The 15,442-nt window shown below is 55.4% G+C and carries 17 protein-coding genes; 12 read left to right on the forward strand and 5 right to left on the reverse strand.

Going from position 1 to position 15,442, the window contains the following annotated elements:
* The 5 genes from ACO6EE_RS05340 to nfsA all read left to right on the forward strand — a co-directional run.
* Nucleotides 1-779, forward strand: a 779-nt coding sequence (locus ACO6EE_RS05340) for a YadA family autotransporter adhesin (protein WP_485959774.1), incomplete at its 5' end; no start/stop codon positions are given.
* Nucleotides 780-869: 90 nt separating this feature from the next.
* Nucleotides 870-1,712 (forward strand): OmpA family protein, encoded by an 843-nt coding sequence (locus ACO6EE_RS05345; protein WP_485959776.1) that lies wholly within the window; start codon nucleotides 870-872, stop codon nucleotides 1,710-1,712.
* Between the two features lie 257 nt (nucleotides 1,713-1,969).
* Nucleotides 1,970-2,377, forward strand: a complete 408-nt coding sequence (locus tag ACO6EE_RS05350) for a bacteriohemerythrin (protein WP_485959778.1) — start codon at nucleotides 1,970-1,972, stop codon at nucleotides 2,375-2,377.
* Nucleotides 2,378-2,551: 174 nt separating this feature from the next.
* Complete coding sequence (locus ACO6EE_RS05355) at nucleotides 2,552-3,124, forward strand: beta-class carbonic anhydrase (RefSeq protein ID WP_485959780.1); 573 nt, start codon at nucleotides 2,552-2,554, stop codon at nucleotides 3,122-3,124.
* Between the two features lie 184 nt (nucleotides 3,125-3,308).
* The gene (gene nfsA, locus ACO6EE_RS05360; RefSeq protein ID WP_485959782.1) at nucleotides 3,309-4,043 is read left to right on the forward strand and encodes an oxygen-insensitive NADPH nitroreductase; all 735 of its coding nucleotides are present in this window, start codon (nucleotides 3,309-3,311) and stop codon (nucleotides 4,041-4,043) included.
* A gap of 311 nt (nucleotides 4,044-4,354) precedes the next feature.
* On the opposite strand, the gene ACO6EE_RS05365 is transcribed toward nfsA, so the two are convergent.
* From ACO6EE_RS05365 to leuE, 4 genes are all read right to left on the reverse strand, one after another.
* A complete protein-coding gene (locus ACO6EE_RS05365; protein WP_485959784.1) occupies nucleotides 4,355-4,888 on the reverse strand; it encodes a PqiC family protein in 534 nt (177 codons plus the stop codon).
* A complete protein-coding gene (pqiB, locus tag ACO6EE_RS05370; RefSeq protein WP_485959785.1) occupies nucleotides 4,888-6,525 on the reverse strand; it encodes an intermembrane transport protein PqiB in 1,638 nt (545 codons plus the stop codon). The genes ACO6EE_RS05365 and pqiB overlap by 1 nt, the downstream gene beginning before the upstream one ends.
* A gap of 89 nt (nucleotides 6,526-6,614) precedes the next feature.
* The gene (locus ACO6EE_RS05375; RefSeq protein ID WP_485959787.1) at nucleotides 6,615-7,841 is read right to left on the reverse strand and encodes a paraquat-inducible protein A; all 1,227 of its coding nucleotides are present in this window, start codon (nucleotides 7,839-7,841) and stop codon (nucleotides 6,615-6,617) included.
* A 323-nt stretch (nucleotides 7,842-8,164) separates the two neighbouring features.
* On the reverse strand, nucleotides 8,165-8,818 hold the full coding sequence (gene leuE / locus ACO6EE_RS05380) for a leucine efflux protein LeuE (RefSeq protein WP_485959788.1): 654 nt from the start codon (nucleotides 8,816-8,818) through the stop codon (nucleotides 8,165-8,167).
* A 94-nt stretch (nucleotides 8,819-8,912) separates the two neighbouring features.
* Between leuE and ACO6EE_RS05385 the strand changes: the two genes are divergently transcribed.
* Nucleotides 8,913-9,821 carry a LysR substrate-binding domain-containing protein gene (locus tag ACO6EE_RS05385; protein ID WP_485959789.1) on the forward strand — a complete coding sequence of 303 codons (909 nt, stop codon included), beginning with the start codon at nucleotides 8,913-8,915 and terminating at the stop codon, nucleotides 9,819-9,821.
* Nucleotides 9,822-9,892: 71 nt separating this feature from the next.
* On the forward strand, nucleotides 9,893-10,423 hold the full coding sequence (locus ACO6EE_RS05390; protein ID WP_485959791.1) for a hypothetical protein: 531 nt from the start codon (nucleotides 9,893-9,895) through the stop codon (nucleotides 10,421-10,423).
* A gap of 98 nt (nucleotides 10,424-10,521) precedes the next feature.
* Here ACO6EE_RS05390 and ACO6EE_RS05395 read toward each other — a convergent pair whose 3' ends face one another.
* Nucleotides 10,522-11,313: an inositol monophosphatase family protein gene (locus ACO6EE_RS05395; RefSeq protein WP_485959792.1), complete on the reverse strand. Its 792-nt coding sequence runs from the start codon at nucleotides 11,311-11,313 to the stop codon at nucleotides 10,522-10,524.
* 212 nt (nucleotides 11,314-11,525) lie between these two features.
* Here ACO6EE_RS05395 and ACO6EE_RS05400 point away from each other — a divergent pair, with 212 nt between their 5' ends.
* The 5 genes from ACO6EE_RS05400 to ACO6EE_RS05420 form a co-directional block, all read left to right on the forward strand.
* Nucleotides 11,526-12,017 (forward strand): DUF456 domain-containing protein, encoded by a 492-nt coding sequence (locus ACO6EE_RS05400; protein ID WP_035573406.1) that lies wholly within the window; start codon nucleotides 11,526-11,528, stop codon nucleotides 12,015-12,017.
* Nucleotides 12,018-12,239: 222 nt separating this feature from the next.
* Complete coding sequence (locus tag ACO6EE_RS05405) at nucleotides 12,240-12,653, forward strand: PTS sugar transporter subunit IIA (RefSeq protein WP_485959794.1); 414 nt, start codon at nucleotides 12,240-12,242, stop codon at nucleotides 12,651-12,653.
* Nucleotides 12,647-12,916 (forward strand): HPr family phosphocarrier protein, encoded by a 270-nt coding sequence (locus ACO6EE_RS05410; protein WP_485959796.1) that lies wholly within the window; start codon nucleotides 12,647-12,649, stop codon nucleotides 12,914-12,916. Before ACO6EE_RS05405 ends, ACO6EE_RS05410 begins: the two co-directional genes overlap by 7 nt.
* 2 nt (nucleotides 12,917-12,918) lie before the next feature.
* Nucleotides 12,919-14,682: a phosphoenolpyruvate--protein phosphotransferase gene (gene ptsP / locus ACO6EE_RS05415; RefSeq protein ID WP_485959797.1), complete on the forward strand. Its 1,764-nt coding sequence runs from the start codon at nucleotides 12,919-12,921 to the stop codon at nucleotides 14,680-14,682.
* Nucleotides 14,683-15,260: 578 nt separating this feature from the next.
* Nucleotides 15,261-15,442, forward strand: a 182-nt coding sequence (locus ACO6EE_RS05420) for a hypothetical protein (protein ID WP_485959798.1), incomplete at its 3' end; no start/stop codon positions are given.

The raw sequence follows: 15,442 nt of genomic DNA on the forward strand, positions 1-15,442 counted from the left end.
ACAAGGTGAATTTGGTAGGCGATGCGGCAGGTGGTCCGGTTACCTTGGGTAATGTTGCACCTGGTACACTGAGTGCCACTAGCACGGAAGCCGTAAACGGTAGCCAACTGTATGCCACCAACCAGAATGTGGCCAAAGGTATTAACTTCGGTGGTACTACCGGTAGCAACAACTACCAGCTGGGCGACACCATCAATGTGAAAGGTGACAACAACATTACCAGCACTACTGTAACTGGCGGTGCACAATTGGCGTTGAATCCGAACCTGAGCGTAACCAGCGTTACCACCACTGATGCGGCCGGTAACCAAACCGTTACCAATGGCGGTGGCGTGACCATCACTCCGGCAGCAGGCGGCGGTAACCCTGTAAGCCTCACCACCGGTGGCTTGAATAACGGCGGCAACAAGGTTACCAACGTTGCTGATGGTACAGCTGGTACGGATGCAGTAAACGTGAGCCAGTTGAATGCAGCCTTAGGTGTGATTAACAGTGCCGGCAATGCCAATATCGCTGCTTTGGATGCCAAGATTAACGATGTGGCCGATACCGCTAATGCCGGTGTAGCCCAAGCCATTGCTACTGCTGGCTTGCCGCAGGCTTATCTGCCTGGTAAGAACATGGTGGCCGTAGGTGGTGGTTACTACAAAGGCGAAACCGGTTATGCAGTCGGCTTCTCCACTATCTCCGATAGCGGTAACTGGATTATCAAAGCCACCGGAAGCGGTAATTCACGTGGTAACTTCGGTGCCTCTATCGGTGCCGGCTATCAGTGGTAAGCTAAAAGAGGCTACCTGAAAATCTGGATATTAGAGTTTTCAGGTAGCCTTACCGGGTTCTCTAAAATAAACCAATTCAAAGGAAAAATTATGAAATTGTCTCAAGTAGCTCGTCGTACAGCAGTTGTAGCCGCTGCCGTGGTAGCATTGTCTGCCTGCTCCTCATTAACAAAAGTAAGCTCAAGTGGCACTACCGATCAGCCGGTATGGCCGAAATGGGATCGGGTAACACTCAATAAAAACCGTGGTACCTTCCCTGATCTGGGTAGTCTGAGACAAGTGAGAGCTGGTCTGACCAAAGACGATTTGTACTACTTGATCGGTCGTCCGCACTACGGCGAAATGTGGCGTCCGCGCGAATGGAACTATCTGTTCCACTTCCATACCCCCGGCCAAGGCACCAACGACGTAACCACTTGCCAATTTAAAGTGCTGTTCGACAAAAACATGTTCAGCAACGAAACTTACTGGCGTGCTGTTGATCCTGAAAACGCTACTTGCCCGCCGCAGCAGCCGGCTTCTGCCACACCTGTACAACAGCAACATCATCGCTACACACTGAGCGCAGACGTGCTGTTTGCGTTCGATCGTAGCAGCGAACAAGATTTGCAACCTCGTGGCCGTGAAGAGCTGACTGAACTGGCCGCTCAGTTGCGAAACTTTGAACAGCTCAATAGCATTACCGTAATTGGTCATACTGATTACCTTGGTTCAGATGCCTATAATCAAAACCTGTCACAGCAGCGCGCCGAAACTGTACGCCGTTATTTGGCAGCCCAAGGCTTGCCGGCTGACAAAATCCGCGCAGTTGGCATGGGTGAATCCCAGCCGGTTAAACAGTGCGACAACCACGGTGGCCGCAGCCAGCTGATTGCCTGCTTGCAGCCCAATCGCCGTGTGGAAATCCAAGTAGACGGCTACGGCCGCCGCTAAACCTGTGTACTGGTAGTTTTGCCGGTATTCTTGCTGGTAATCAATAAACCTTTCTGTTTCGGCAGAAAGGTTTATTTACGTCAGAAGAGGAAGCTGGCATAATACTTGCTAGGGGGAAATAGAAAGATTATTACGAATTTGTTTTCCATGCTGCCGAGGTTAGGTTGGCAGATTTCGGTTATATGAAGGTTGCCGCCAGGCAAGGGAGTTAAATGCCGGGTGCAATCAGTTTTTGTTTACTTGATGAGGGATACGCTATGTCTTTTGTATATTGGACGTCTGATTTAGATACCGGATTCGACGATATCGATGCACAACACAAGCAGCTAGTTGATTACATTAATAAGCTGTATGATGCTAGAGAAGCTAACGATAAAGAAGCTGTCGAGCAGGAGTTCCAACACCTGATTGACTACACCGTAGAACACTTCAGCTACGAAGAAATGATGCTGGAAGAGGCGCAATACCGCCTCGTAGAGCAGCACAGAAAAGTGCATCAAAACTTCGTAACCCGTATGAGCACCCTGCAAGCCCGCTATCAGAATGGCGACGCCGAAGCTTTGAATGAAGTAATCGATTTGTGTGAAGGCTGGCTGTTCCGTCATATCCGTATTAATGATCACGGCTATGTCGACAGCGTGAAAGCATCTGGCATCCGCTCTTAATTTGAGCTAATTGTGTGCCCGCAGGCTACCTGAAAATAATTTCAGGTAGCTTGTTTGTATTCACGGAGCGTATCTCAACAGAATACAGTAATGATTTGCTCCACTGGTATATAATGAACAGCATTTATTTCTGCATCTATTTGCGGCTCAACCCCAACCATGAAGGGAATTTTCATGAACCTACTCAATGAAATAATCGAACACAACAAGCGCTTCGTAGAAAGCGGCAAATACGTAGAATTTTTCAGCGATAAATATCCTGAAAAGAAACTGGCCATCCTATCCTGCATGGATACGCGCATTCTTGAGCTGCTGTATGCCGCCTTGGGCTTGAAAAACGGCGATGCCAAAGTGATCCGCAATGCAGGTGCGGTGGTGCTGCATCCGTGGGGTTCGGTAATGCGCAGCCTCCTGGTGGGCGTGTTTGATTTGCATGTGGAAGAAATCATGGTGGTGGCACACCACGACTGTGGCATGTGCGGCTTTTCTCCTGAGCGCCTGCTGAACAAAGCCCGGGCTGCCGGCATCCCAGAAGCCAATATCAACACCTTGCGCCATGCTGGTATTGACTTGGACGGCTGGCTCACCGGCTTCGATAATGCCGATGACAGCGTGCGCCATACCGTGAATCTCATCAAACAACACCCGCTGATGCCCGCGCACATTGCCGTACATGGTTTGGTTATCCATCCCACTACCGGCAAGCTCACCGTGGTGGTAGACGGCAATAAAAAAACAACTGAGTAAACCTGGCTGCAGCTAATAGCTTGCGCCTTGTATCCAGTGCTTTGGTTTTCAGGTAGCCTTACGTTTAATAGGCTACCTGAAAACCTTTGTCATAAACATTCATACTAAACAGCCGGGTAGGTGGCTCAACCATCTCGCGATTTCAATTTTCAGGTAGCCTTTCTACCGCTAATACAGGATTCCCATGCCCACCCAACTCAACTCCCAACCCGTGCTGACCACCGCGCTGGCTCACCGCTCTATCCGCAAATTCGCTGCCGAGCCCGTTGCGCCGGAGCAACTCACCGCCGTGCTCGAAGCTGGCCGTGCTGCTTCTTCGTCCAGCTTCATGCAGTGCATCCACATCATCCGCGTTACCGATCCCGCCGTGCGCGAACTGCTGTATCAAATTGCTGCCCAACAGGAATACGTCCGCCTCGCACCGGAATTCCTCGTGTTCTGCATCGACTACACCAAACACCGCCGCCTCGTGCCCGATGTCCAAACCGACTATACCGAAGCCCTGCTGCTGGGCGCCGTGGACGCCGGCATTACCGCGCAAAACGTTTTGCTGGCTGCCGAATCGCTCGGCCTGGGCGGCGTGTATATCGGCTCCTTGCGCAACGATATTGCCGCTGCCGCCGAAGCCCTCGGCTTGCCCGATACCGCCGTGCCGCTGTTCGGCCTCTGCCTCGGCCACCCTGCGCAAAACCCGCTCTACCGCCCGCGTCTGCCACTTGATGCTATCGTGAGCGAGAACCGTTACCGCAAATGCGGCAGCGATACCCTCGATGCCTACAACCGCGAACTGGCGGCCTATTATCAGGCCCGCAGCGGGCTGGATTTGGATTGGCGTGGCCAAATCGCCCGCACCCTGGCCCAACCCCTGCGCCCGCACATCCTGCCTTTCCTGCAGGCACGCGGCTTTGCCAAGAAATGAGGAAAGGCTACCTGAAAACGCAAATGTGTAGGTTTGCTCCTAGCTGGCGGCAAGTTGCAGACGGTGTGGGGGAAGGGTAGGGCGAGCTTAGGCCGCATAAAGCGAAGAGTTGTCGTGTGAATGGAAACAAGCATGCCACGGCGTTGGCTCGTCTGGCTATCAGTATTACCGACTGCGCCTTGCCGCCTTGCTCCATGCTCGTTTTCATCCGCGATAACGACAAGCTGTGATGCATCTATACTGCCTGCCCTACAGAAAAAAGGCTACCTGAAGATTTCAGGTAGCCTTTTTTGATGCCTGCGGCGGGATATTTAGTGGCCGCCCACGGTGTCGGCAGCGCGGTTGAGGCCTTGGGACAGGGATTCCACCATGGCGGGGTAGCCGTCGCCTTGCTGCGGGGTTTGGATGTTGAACGGGGTGGTGCGGCCGTTCGGCCATTGGGCATAGCCGCTCACGATGGTGTGTCCTTGGAAGCTGCCTTGGAATTGCTCGATGTAAATCTTGAGCACGGGCAGGCCGTTGCCGCGGCCGTAGGGCACGAAGCGGGCGCTGCCGTGGCGGTTGAGGCGGTTGCTGAAGGCGGCGGCAAGGCTTTGATCCAGCGGAGCGGCCCACAGATGGTGACGGGCGAAGTTGAGGCGGTGGGCGTCGGTTTGGTAGACGAGGCCGCCTTGGCCGAGCGGCTCGGCCAGGATGATTTGCACGGCGGTTTGGCCGCTGCTTTGGCCGGCGGGCGGCACGAAGGCGCTGTCGGGCAGGCTGAAATACTGGGTGGCGGGGGTAGAGGCGCAGGCGGCCAGCAGCAGGGCTGTGGCGGTGGCGGACAGTTTGGCAAACAGGGACATCAGCGGCTTCCTTTCGGGGTGGGGTCGGTGGCGGAAGAGTTGAAAATCAGGGCGTTGGGCTGCTCTTTGAGGGTGTTGAGCACGGGTGCGGCCTGCTGCAGGGCGTGGTCGATGCTGCGCAGGGTTTTCTGCACGTCGCCATACACGGGCGATTGCGGGGATACGCCCTGCAGGGTGGTGCGCAGTTCGGCCAGGGTGCGGTTGAGCTCGCCGGGCAGCTGTTGGGTTTGCGGCTGGCCGAGCAGGCGGTTGGCTTGGGCGAGCGTGCCTTTCAGCTCGGTCAGGCTGCCGTTGAGTTCGCGCACGGTTTTATCCAGCGGCAGGCGGTTGAATTTATCGAGCAGGGTGGATACTTGCTGTTGCAAATCGCCCAGGCTGCCGCCGTTGCGGCTGGCAATCACGGTGTTGCCCTGATAGCTGGCGGCCGGTTTGAGCACGCTTTGGCCGGGGGCTTCGGAAAGCTCGACAAACAGGGAGCCGGTGAGCAGATTGTTGCTGGACAGGGTGGCGCTGAGACCTTTATTGAGGGCGCGGCTGATTTGGTCGGCCCAGGCTTCTTTGCTTTGGGTGTCGGCGTTGATTTCGAGGCGGGAGGGGTCGATGCGGATGCGCACGGGAATCCAGCCGTTGTCGAACAGGTTGAGGCTGTCGTTGCGGCTGAAATAGGGCACGTCGGTTACCGTGCCGATGGGGATGCCTTTGTATTCCACGGGCGCGCCGACGGCCAGACCGCGCACGCTTTGTTTGAAGAAGACCACGTAATACAGCGAGCGTGCGTCGGCTTGGTTGTCCACGTCGGCACGGCTGTCGTAGAGGGGGAAGAGGGTGTTGTTGCCCACCTGGCTGCCTTTGTTGCCATCGGGCGGGTCATCGAAGGCGATGGCGCCGGAAATCAGGGCGGGCAGGGAAGGGGTATCCACTTTGAGGCCGCTGCCGCCGAGCTCGATTTTAAGGCCGCTTTGCAGCCAAAAGCGCACATTGCTGCCGATGAGTTTGTCGTTGGGGCTGCCGATGAAGATTTGGTAGTCGGTGGTTTTGGACACGGGATCGAATTTCGCGCCCTCCACCGTGCCCACCACGATGTCGCGGTACATCACCGGGCTGCCGCTGCTGAGGATTTTGCCGCTGCCGCCTTTTAAGCGCAGCCGCAGGCCGCCTTGGGCGAAGGCGGACACGGGCGGCACGTCGGCCACGGTGAATTCGCGGGCTTCTTCCGGGCTTTTGCCGGGCATCAGGGCGATATACGAGCCGGACACGAGCGTACTCAAGCCGGTGATGCCGCTTTGGTCCACGCGCGGTTTCACCATCCAAAACTGGCTGTCTTTGCGGATCATGTCTTTCGCTTCGCCGGTGAGCTGGGCGGTGAGTGCCACGCCTTCTTGGCCGGGGCGCAGATGGATGGCGGTAACGCGGCCCACGTCTACATCCAACACCTTAATCACGGTGTTGTTCACTTCAATGCCTTCGGCATTGCTCATATATAGCGTGATTTCCGGGCCGGTGTTGCGGATATGGTCGAACAGCAGCCAGCCGCCGGTGAAGAGGGCGATGAGCGGAATCAGCCACACCATAAAGGAAAAACTGCGGTTGCGGCGGATTTGTGCCTGTGGCTCGCGTGTGGAAGAGTGTTTATTCATTGTGTGATTTTGAGTTTATGAAAAAGGTTTCAGGTAGCCTATGCTGCGTTGAGGCTACCTGAAAACGGTTCGGGCAGCCATTAATGGTTTTAGGTAGCCTTCTTGTTGCGCTGGGCAGCTTTATCCCACATCAGGCGCGGGTCGAAAAAATGTGCCGAAAGCATAGTAAGCAACACCACCAGGCAGAAATACAGCGCCGCCGGCCCGGGCACCACCCGCGCCATATGCGTGCGGAAAGTGGACATCAGCATGATGATGACGAAAATATCAATCATCGACCAACGCCCGATGGATTCCGTGAGCAAATACAGCTTGGAAAGCTTTTGCGGCGCCATCCTGGTGCCGAACTTTGCCGCATACAGCAGCACGCCCATGGCAATAATCTTCAGCCACGGCACCATAATGCTGGCGCTGAAAATAATCATGGCGATGTAGTGGTCGCCATCGCGCCACATAAACTGAATGCCGCTGAAAATCGTGCTGCGTTCGATAACCGTGGGGTTGGACGACACCATAATCGTCATCAGATTGGCCGGCAGCAGCAAAATCATGGCGGTAATCAGCAGCGCCAAGCTCAAGCTCAGGCTGTTTGGCCGCCGTTTGTGCAATCCCGAGCCGCAAATTTCGCATTCGGTTTCGTGTGCCGGCCGCTCAAACAAACACTTGCCGCAAAACACCGAGCCGCCTTCTGGTCGCACCAAATCCTTATCTCCACGCAGCCACCGGATTTGGTAATACACCCAATGCTCCGGCACGGAAAGCGCAGTGCGGATAAGCAGCACAGACAGCACGAACATCAAATAAAACGCTGGCCCGAAATGCACTTCTGCCACTTTGCCCAGCTTGATATAGGCCACCAGCGTGGAAATAAAAAACACATCCACCATCATCCAGCCGCGCAGCTGTACCAGCCAGCGTGTGGCGCGCAGCACACCAGGCGGCGGCTTGCCCCACAGCAGCCCGCCATACACATACAAACACAGCAGGCAGAAGAAAAACGGCGCGCCGAAGGTGAGCACAAACATCACCTCGGCTAAAAAGCTGGATTTCTGCAAAATCAGCACCTTCATCATTTCCGGCATGGTGAGCGGCACCTCTAAGCCCAACACCGTAACATGCATATACAACCCAGAAAACACCACCGCCAGCATAATCAGCGAGGCCAAGGCCAGCGCCGGCGGCAGCAGAAACGGGTTGGCTTCCACCCGTGCTAGCGGATGGCCGCAGCGCGGGCAAAACGCCGCTTTCCCCGGCTTGAGCGGCGGCAGGCGCAGCTCAAGCCCGCAGGAATGGCAGGAAATATAGTGTGCCGGCATCACCGCCTTCGGCTGATATGGCCGGTAGCGGCGCGCACGGCGCAAGCGGGTGGCGAATTTCAAAAGGAAACCGGAAGATAATGAAAAATGGCGATTATAGCCTAAAGCGGATTGACAGCAAGAAAGTAGCTGTCAACAGACCCCAACAAATTTTCAGGTAGCCTCTTTGTGTAAAAGACAGGCTACCTGAAAATGGTGGAAACGGTATCTGCTGTCCGCAAAAAAGGCTACCTGAAAAATCGTGGCTGTTGCGGATAGGAGTTTGGTGCGGAAGTGCGGCACACTATTTTCAGGTAGCCTGAAGCAGCAATTTAGGATTGGGTTTAGACGATGGCGGTGGCCAGCCACAGTTTGGCTGCGAAGAAGATAAACAGGGCGCCGGCACCGCTTTTACCGAACGCAGCCACACGGCTGTATTTGGTGCCCACACGGCCGACTGAATTGGCCATCAGAATCAGCGTGCCCATGCACAGCAGGCTGCACAGCTGGAAGGTACCGCCCAAGAGCAGGAAGCTCAGGTGCGGGTGTTCATAGCGAATATCGACAAACTGCACCATGATGGCTGGGAAGAACAGCAGGCTTTGCGGATTGAGCAAGGAAATGGTGAGCGATTTGCGGAACACTTGCAGCAGGGTGCCTTCAGCAGTATGGCTGTCGGCTTTGGCAGCGGCAGCATGATGCAATTTGAGCCAGCCTTCACGCAGCAGCATGATGCCCAAATAGGCCAAGTATGCGCCGCCGGCCAGTTGTAGCGCGTTAAATAAAGAAGGATAGGTTTGCAGCAGGGCGCTGGCGCCGAAAGTGGAAGCCACAATCAACGCCCCGTTGCCGACAAAGATGCCAGCGAAGGCGCTCCAACCCGTTTTGGTGCCGTATTGCCCGGCCACTGATAAGCAGTAAATCATATTCGGCCCGGGCAGCAACACCAGCAGCAAAACGGCGAGCAAATAAGCAGAAAAATTAATAATACCGAACATTTACATACTCCCAAATACTCAGGTGGCCATACTATACAACCGGTTTGTTGATATATAAAATACTGCTTAAGGAAGCCTGTGATAGGGAAAGCAGATGATAAATTTCCGCCTCATTCGCCATTTGTGGATGTTTCTGGCCGTGGCCGAAGAAGAGCACTTCGGGCGCGCCGCCGAACGGCTGAATATGTCGCAGCCGCCGCTCACCGAACACATCAAACAGCTCGAGCAGGCCTTGGGTATGGTGCTGTTTGAACGCTCGCGGCGCGGCACCAAGCTCACCGCCGCCGGCTATTCCATCTTGCCCGCCGTGCGCAAATTTGCCGAGCAGATGCAGCGGCTGCAAACTACCGTGCAGGAAATCGCCGACGGCAACAGCGGCATTCTGCACATCGGCGCGATTACCATGGCGCTCTTGGAGGTGGTGCCGCCCCTCATCGAATATATCCACCGGCACTACCCCAAGCTCACCGTGCGGGTGCGCGAAATCGACAGTGGCGATGCCGAGCCGCTGCTGCAAGCGGGCGATATCGACCTTGCCTTCGCCCGCCTGGAAATCCCGTGGGACAGCACCATCCGCTTGCACACCCTGCGCCGCGAGCCGCTGGCCGTGGTGTTGCCGAAAAGTCATCCCTTTGCCAAACGAGAATCGATCGATTTAAAAGACCTGGCTTGCGAAGGCTTTGTGATGTTTGAGCGCGCAGTCAGCCCCGATTCCTTCGATGCCCTGCTTGCCGCCTGCCAACGCGCCGGTTTTGTGCCCAATATCCTGCACGAAGTGCGCTCCATCGCCTTACAGGTAGCCTTTGCCGGTTGCGAGCAGGGTGTAGCATTGGTGCCCGTGTCTTCTGAGCGCTACCTGCCCGATAACGCCGTGCTGCGGCCGCTGAACGACGATATCCAAATCACCAGCGTGACCCTGGCTTGGCACGAAGGGCAGCACGATCCGCTGTTGGAGAATGTGCTGGATTTGGTGCGGGGGTATTTCGGCGGTGCAGTGGGATAAATGGGAGGTTACCTGAAAGCTGTGGTGGGTTAAGTTTCAGGTAGCCTGTGAACTGAATAGGAAGAAGCAAAATGGCTTGGTTTGAACCAGATGAATGGGGGCCGTGGAATAAGTTGGCATTAGTGGTGGCGGTGTTGCTGGGATCGCTTTTGCTGCTTACCCGGCCGCTGGTGTGGAAGGCAGATGCTTCGCGGCTGGGCATCATTGTGTTTGTGCCGCTGGCGGTATGCTGCGTGCGTTGGCTGCTGCGCTGGCCGATGAACAGAGGGCAGGGCTGTGCAGGTGTGAATAATAAGTTTAAATCGAATATGTCGCGCGTGATGTGGGGCGTGTTGCTGGCTTGCGTGATGACACGGGTGGCGGTAAACGGCATCGTGCTGGCCACATTGCTGCCGCTGCAGCCAGCTTTAGTACAAGCCCGGTTGTTGGAAACACGAGGGAGCCGGAGCGGGTTCAATACGTGGGTGCTGGAGCTGGAGGATGGTGCGCAGTTTGATGTGGAATACGGTTTTTTGCGGAGTGCGCCACGGGAGATGATTGGGCAGACGGTGCGGGTGAAAGTGTGGGAGAATCGGCTGGGATATTATGTGGAGGCGGAATAAGCGTGAGAATAGAAAAAGGCTACCTGAAAACATAGTGCGTGGTTTGAATTTCGTTGACGCAGTGCTTTCAGGTAGCCTTTGTTTATGATGTAAGAGTATCAGGCAGCCAAGTGCGGGGCGATGGTTTGCAGCATTTGCGCCAGCACCTTGGGCGGGGCGGCCACGATGTCGCCGCTTTCCAGCCAGCCTTCGTTGCCGCGCATATCGGTTACGATGCCGCCTGCTTCTTGTACGATCAGTGCGCCGGCGGCGATGTCCCAGGGTTTGAGGTTGAATTCGAAGAAGCCGTCGAAGCGGCCGCAGGCCACGGCGCACAGGTCGAGCGAGGCGGCGCCTTCGCGGCGGGCGCCGGCGGTTTTGGCGAGAAAGTCGCGCAGGATGTTCAGGTAGCGTTCCATCATGCTTTGATCCACCACGGGGAAGCCGGTGCCGATCAGGCATCGGTTGAGCTCGATGCGGCTGGATACGCGGATGCGGCGGTCGTTGAGCAGGGCGCCTTCGCCGCGTGAGGCGAGGTAGAGGTCGTTGCGCTCGGGGGCATACACGAGGGCTTCCTGTAATACGCCTTTATGCAGCAGAGCCATGCTGATGGCGTATTGGGGATGGCCGTGCAGGTAGTTGGTGGTGCCGTCGAGCGGGTCGATAATCCATTCGTATTCGGCTTTTTCCGGGCCGCTGCTGCCGCCTTCTTCGGCGGTGATTTTGTGTTGGGGATAGGCTTCCTGCAGGATTTCGCGGATGATTTCTTCGGCGGTGCGGTCTATGTCGGAAACGAAGTCGTTGAAGGCTTTGCTGTCGATTTTAACTGCGGACAGGTTGTTGGCGGCACGCAGCATCATGTCGCCGGCGCGGCGGGCGGCTTTGACAGCGGTGTTGAGGACGGGATTCATATTTCTCCGATTTGGGTGGTGGTGGCAGGCTGCTGCTGGCAGGCTACCTGAAAATGGAAGGGCTGTGCCGGAAACGGCAGCCGATGTTTGGGGCGGCATTATACCTTGGGCGGCAGGCGGGCAAAAGCACCCGGGCTTTAAATCGGCAGCGGCGGCCTTATTTGATCGGCATGCGGGAATTTGCCTGCCTTGTTTGATAAAGGAATTTAATGATGACGGCTTTGCTGATTATTTTGGCACTGGTGTTGCTGCTGGCGGGTTTGGCGGGCTCGATACACCCGCTGCTGCCGGGGATGCCGCTGATGTTTGCGGGCACTTGGCTCTTGGCCTACAGCCAGGATTACGAGGTGATCGGCACCACGGCGCTGACGGTGTTGGGGCTGATTATGGCGCTGGCCTGGACGCTGGATTATGTGGCGGGGCTGTTGGGGGCGAAGTTTACCGGGGCGAGCAAACAGGCGCTGTGGGGATCGCTGGCGGGCGGCGTTGTGGGGTTGTTTTTTGCACTGCCGGGCATGGTGCTGGGCCCGCTGGTTGGCGCGGCAGTGGGTGAATTTGCGGCACAACGCAGTTTGTGGGCTGCCGGCAAAGTGGGGCTGGGCACGCTCTTGGGCTTTGTGGCGGGTGTGGTGGCGAAGCTGGGTTGTGCGCTGGTGGTGCTGTTCAGTATTTTCGGGCTGTATGTGTATTATTGGTTGAGTTAGAGTTTTCAGGTAGCCTGTTGCCAAGCAGAGGCTACCTGAAATTTTGTGATTGCCGGAGGATGGCGTTGACGCATCTGTTTGCAGCCAGCCGGTTGCCAAAGGCTACCCGAAAACGGAAAATGGCCAATTAAACGCTTTCAGGTAGCCACCAGCCTGTTTAGCGTTACCCATTTAACTGGCTCAAGGCTACCTGAAAAACTTTTGCAATGAAATGAGAAATACATGATTGGTTTGATGATTATCACGCATGAAACGCTGGGCGAGTCGTACACCAAGCTGGCCCGGCATTTTTTCGGGCAGATGCCGGCGCATTTGGCGATTGTGGGCGTAAACCCGGATGAAGATGTGGATGCGGCTGCCGCGCGCGCCCAAGCAGCGGCGGAGCGTTTGGCATTTGCTGACGGCATTTTGCTTTTGGCCGATGTGTTCGGCGCCACGCCGTGCAATATCGGCCGCCGGCTGCTGTCGCACCACCGCATGGTGATGCTCACCGGGCTGAATGCGCCGATGATGGTGAAGGCGGTGCAGGAGTCGGAAAAGGCCGATGATTTGCTGGCGCTGGCTGAATCGGTGCGCCAATCGGCCTTGGCGGGGATTATGCTGTTGTTGCCGGAAGAGGAGCAGGGCGTATGCTGAAACAGGAAGTGGAGATTATCAATAAACTGGGACTGCACGCGCGCGCGTCGAGCAAGTTTACGCAAACGGCAGGCGCGTTTGCGGCGGAAGTGCGGGTGTGCCGCAACGGCAGGTGCGTAAACGGCAAAAGCATCATGGGTTTGATGATGCTGGCGGCAGCCAAAGGCTCGATAATTGAAATTGAAACCGAAGGCGCCGACGAACAGGCGGCCATGCAGGCGCTGGTGGCTTTAATCAACAATTATTTTGACGAAGGCGAATAAACATGAGCGTGGTGTTGCACGGATTTGCAGCAGGCGGCGGGATTGCCATCGGGCGGGCGCATTTGGTGGTGCGCGGTATGGAGGAGGTGCCGCAGCTGGATTTGGCGCCGGAAGAAATTGATGCGGAAGCCGAACGTTTCGATGCCGCCATCAAGGCCACGCGCCGCCAACTGGAGCAGTTGCGCAGTGCCATTCCGGAAAATGCGCCAACCGAATTGGGCGCGTTTATTTCTCTGCATCTGATGCTTCTGACCGACGTTACGCTTTCCCGCGAGCCGATTGATATTTTGCGCGCGCAGGCCATCAATGCCGAATGGGCGCTGAAGCTGCAAACCGACAAGCTGGCCGAGCAGTTTGATGCGATTGAAGATGAATACCTGCGCGAACGCAAGCAGGATATGCTTCAGGTAGCCGAGCGGATTTACCAAAACCTGATGGGGCAAAATACCGATTTCATGCCCGAAGCAGACGAGTTAGAAGACGACATTATTCTGATTGCCCACGATTTGTCGCCTGCCGATGCCGTCTATTTCAAAGAACACCATATTGCCGGCTTTGCCACCGATGCCGGCGGCCCCACCAGCCACACCGCCATTTTGGGGCGCAGTTTGGATATCCCGTCCGTGATCGGGCTCTACAACGCACGCGAACTCATCAGCCAAGATGACAGGATTATCGTGGACGGCATCAGCGGCGTGCTGATTATCAACCCCGACGATTTAATCCTCAGCGAATACCGCAAGCGCGACCGCGTATACCGCAGCCAGCGCCGCCTGCTCAACAAGCTAAAAGACATCACCGCCACCACCAAAGACGGCGTAGACATCGAGCTATTGGCCAATATCGAATCCGCACAGGATGTGCGCCTGATGCACCGCCTTTCTGCCGACGGCGTGGGGCTGTTCCGTAGCGAGTTTTTGTTTCTCAACCGCGATAATCTGCCCGATGAAGACGAGCAATACCGCGTGTATGCCGGCATTGTGAAAAAGCTCAAAGGCAAGCCGCTTACCGTGCGTACCGTGGATTTGGGCGTAGACAAAAACCCGCGCTGGTTCGGCGAGGGCCACGCGCTCAATCCCGCGCTGGGCATGACCGGTATCCGTTTATGCTTGGCCGAGCCGACGATGTTCCGCACTCAAATGCGCGCAATTTTGCGTGCAGCGGCACACGGACCGGTGAAAATCATGTGGCCGATGATTACTTCGGTGGACGAAGTGAGACAATGTATCAATCATTTGGCAGTTGCCCGTAAACAGCTGGACGAACGCGGCACGGAATATGGCGAAGTACAGGTGGGCGCAATGATTGAAATTCCTTCAGCCGCGCTCACAGTGGGCCATATCCTGCAACACTTGGATTTTATCTCGGTGGGTACCAACGATTTGATTCAATACACCTTATCGGTAGACCGCGGCGACGATAGCGTGAGCTATCTCTACCAGCCCGCCCATCCTGCTGTATTGAAACTATTACACCATATTTTTAGCACCGCCAAACGCATGGGCAAACCGGTGTCGGTATGCGGTGAGATGGCCGGCGATTTACATTTCACCCGCCTGCTGCTCGGCTTGGGCTTGCGCCGATTTTCTATGAATGCCAGCAATCTTTTGGCTGTAAAGAATGTAATCATTCAAAGCCATGCCGGCGAGCTGGCAGCGCAGGTGAAAAAGCTGCTGCGCCTAAGTGATCCGGAGAGGGTGCGGCAAGCCGTTAAAAAGATGAATACAGCAGATGATGACAAAAATGCAACACTTGAAATTGCATAACATTGCACAGTATTGCTAGGCGAATAGTGAAGAAGTGTTAAAAAATACTGCTTAAATACCGATATTAATCTTAATTAAAGTAAACCTCGTTTTGTTGGCGAATTGTGCGTTAATGTAAGTTTATCGCAGTAGATTGCCGTGTTTGGGTAAATAGCGACAATAAATGGCGACAAGTTGAAAAGTGTTCTATATAATGCGCCGCATCTGTGCTGCTTCTTGGTAGGCAGCATGGATAGTAAGTAGACGTTTTCCCGCAAGTTGGCCATCAATACTTCCTCCCTTGGTATTGATGGCTTTTTTTATGCGGGCTGGAGAGTTTGTTTATATCGGCTAGCCAAAGCAATGGGTTCAGTTTATTCAGGCTGGTGCTTTCAGGTAGCCTTTGGCTGCTGAGAAATGTGGCCAGCTTATTTCAGTCTGCATATTTGTTAGAACCATTCAATTGCCACGGGCAGCTGTTCCAAGCAACAGCTGCCCGATTATTTTTCCTATTGCTATCTTGTTTGGCGTAGCCCCTGCTGCTGGCTTATAATTCGCAGCTTTCCAATCTATCCGAAAATCATCGGCAAAACCTCATCATGCAAGAACACTACCAACCCTCCCTCACCGAGCCCGCCGCCCGCGAAAAATGGGCGGCACACCGCGTTTTTAACGTTCAAGAAGACAGTAGCAAACCCAAATTCTACTGCCTCTCCATGTTCCCCTATCCCAGCGGCAAGCTGCACATGGGGCATGTGCGCAACTACACCATCGGCGACGT

The sequence above is a fragment of the Eikenella sp. genome (genome assembly GCF_057315495.1).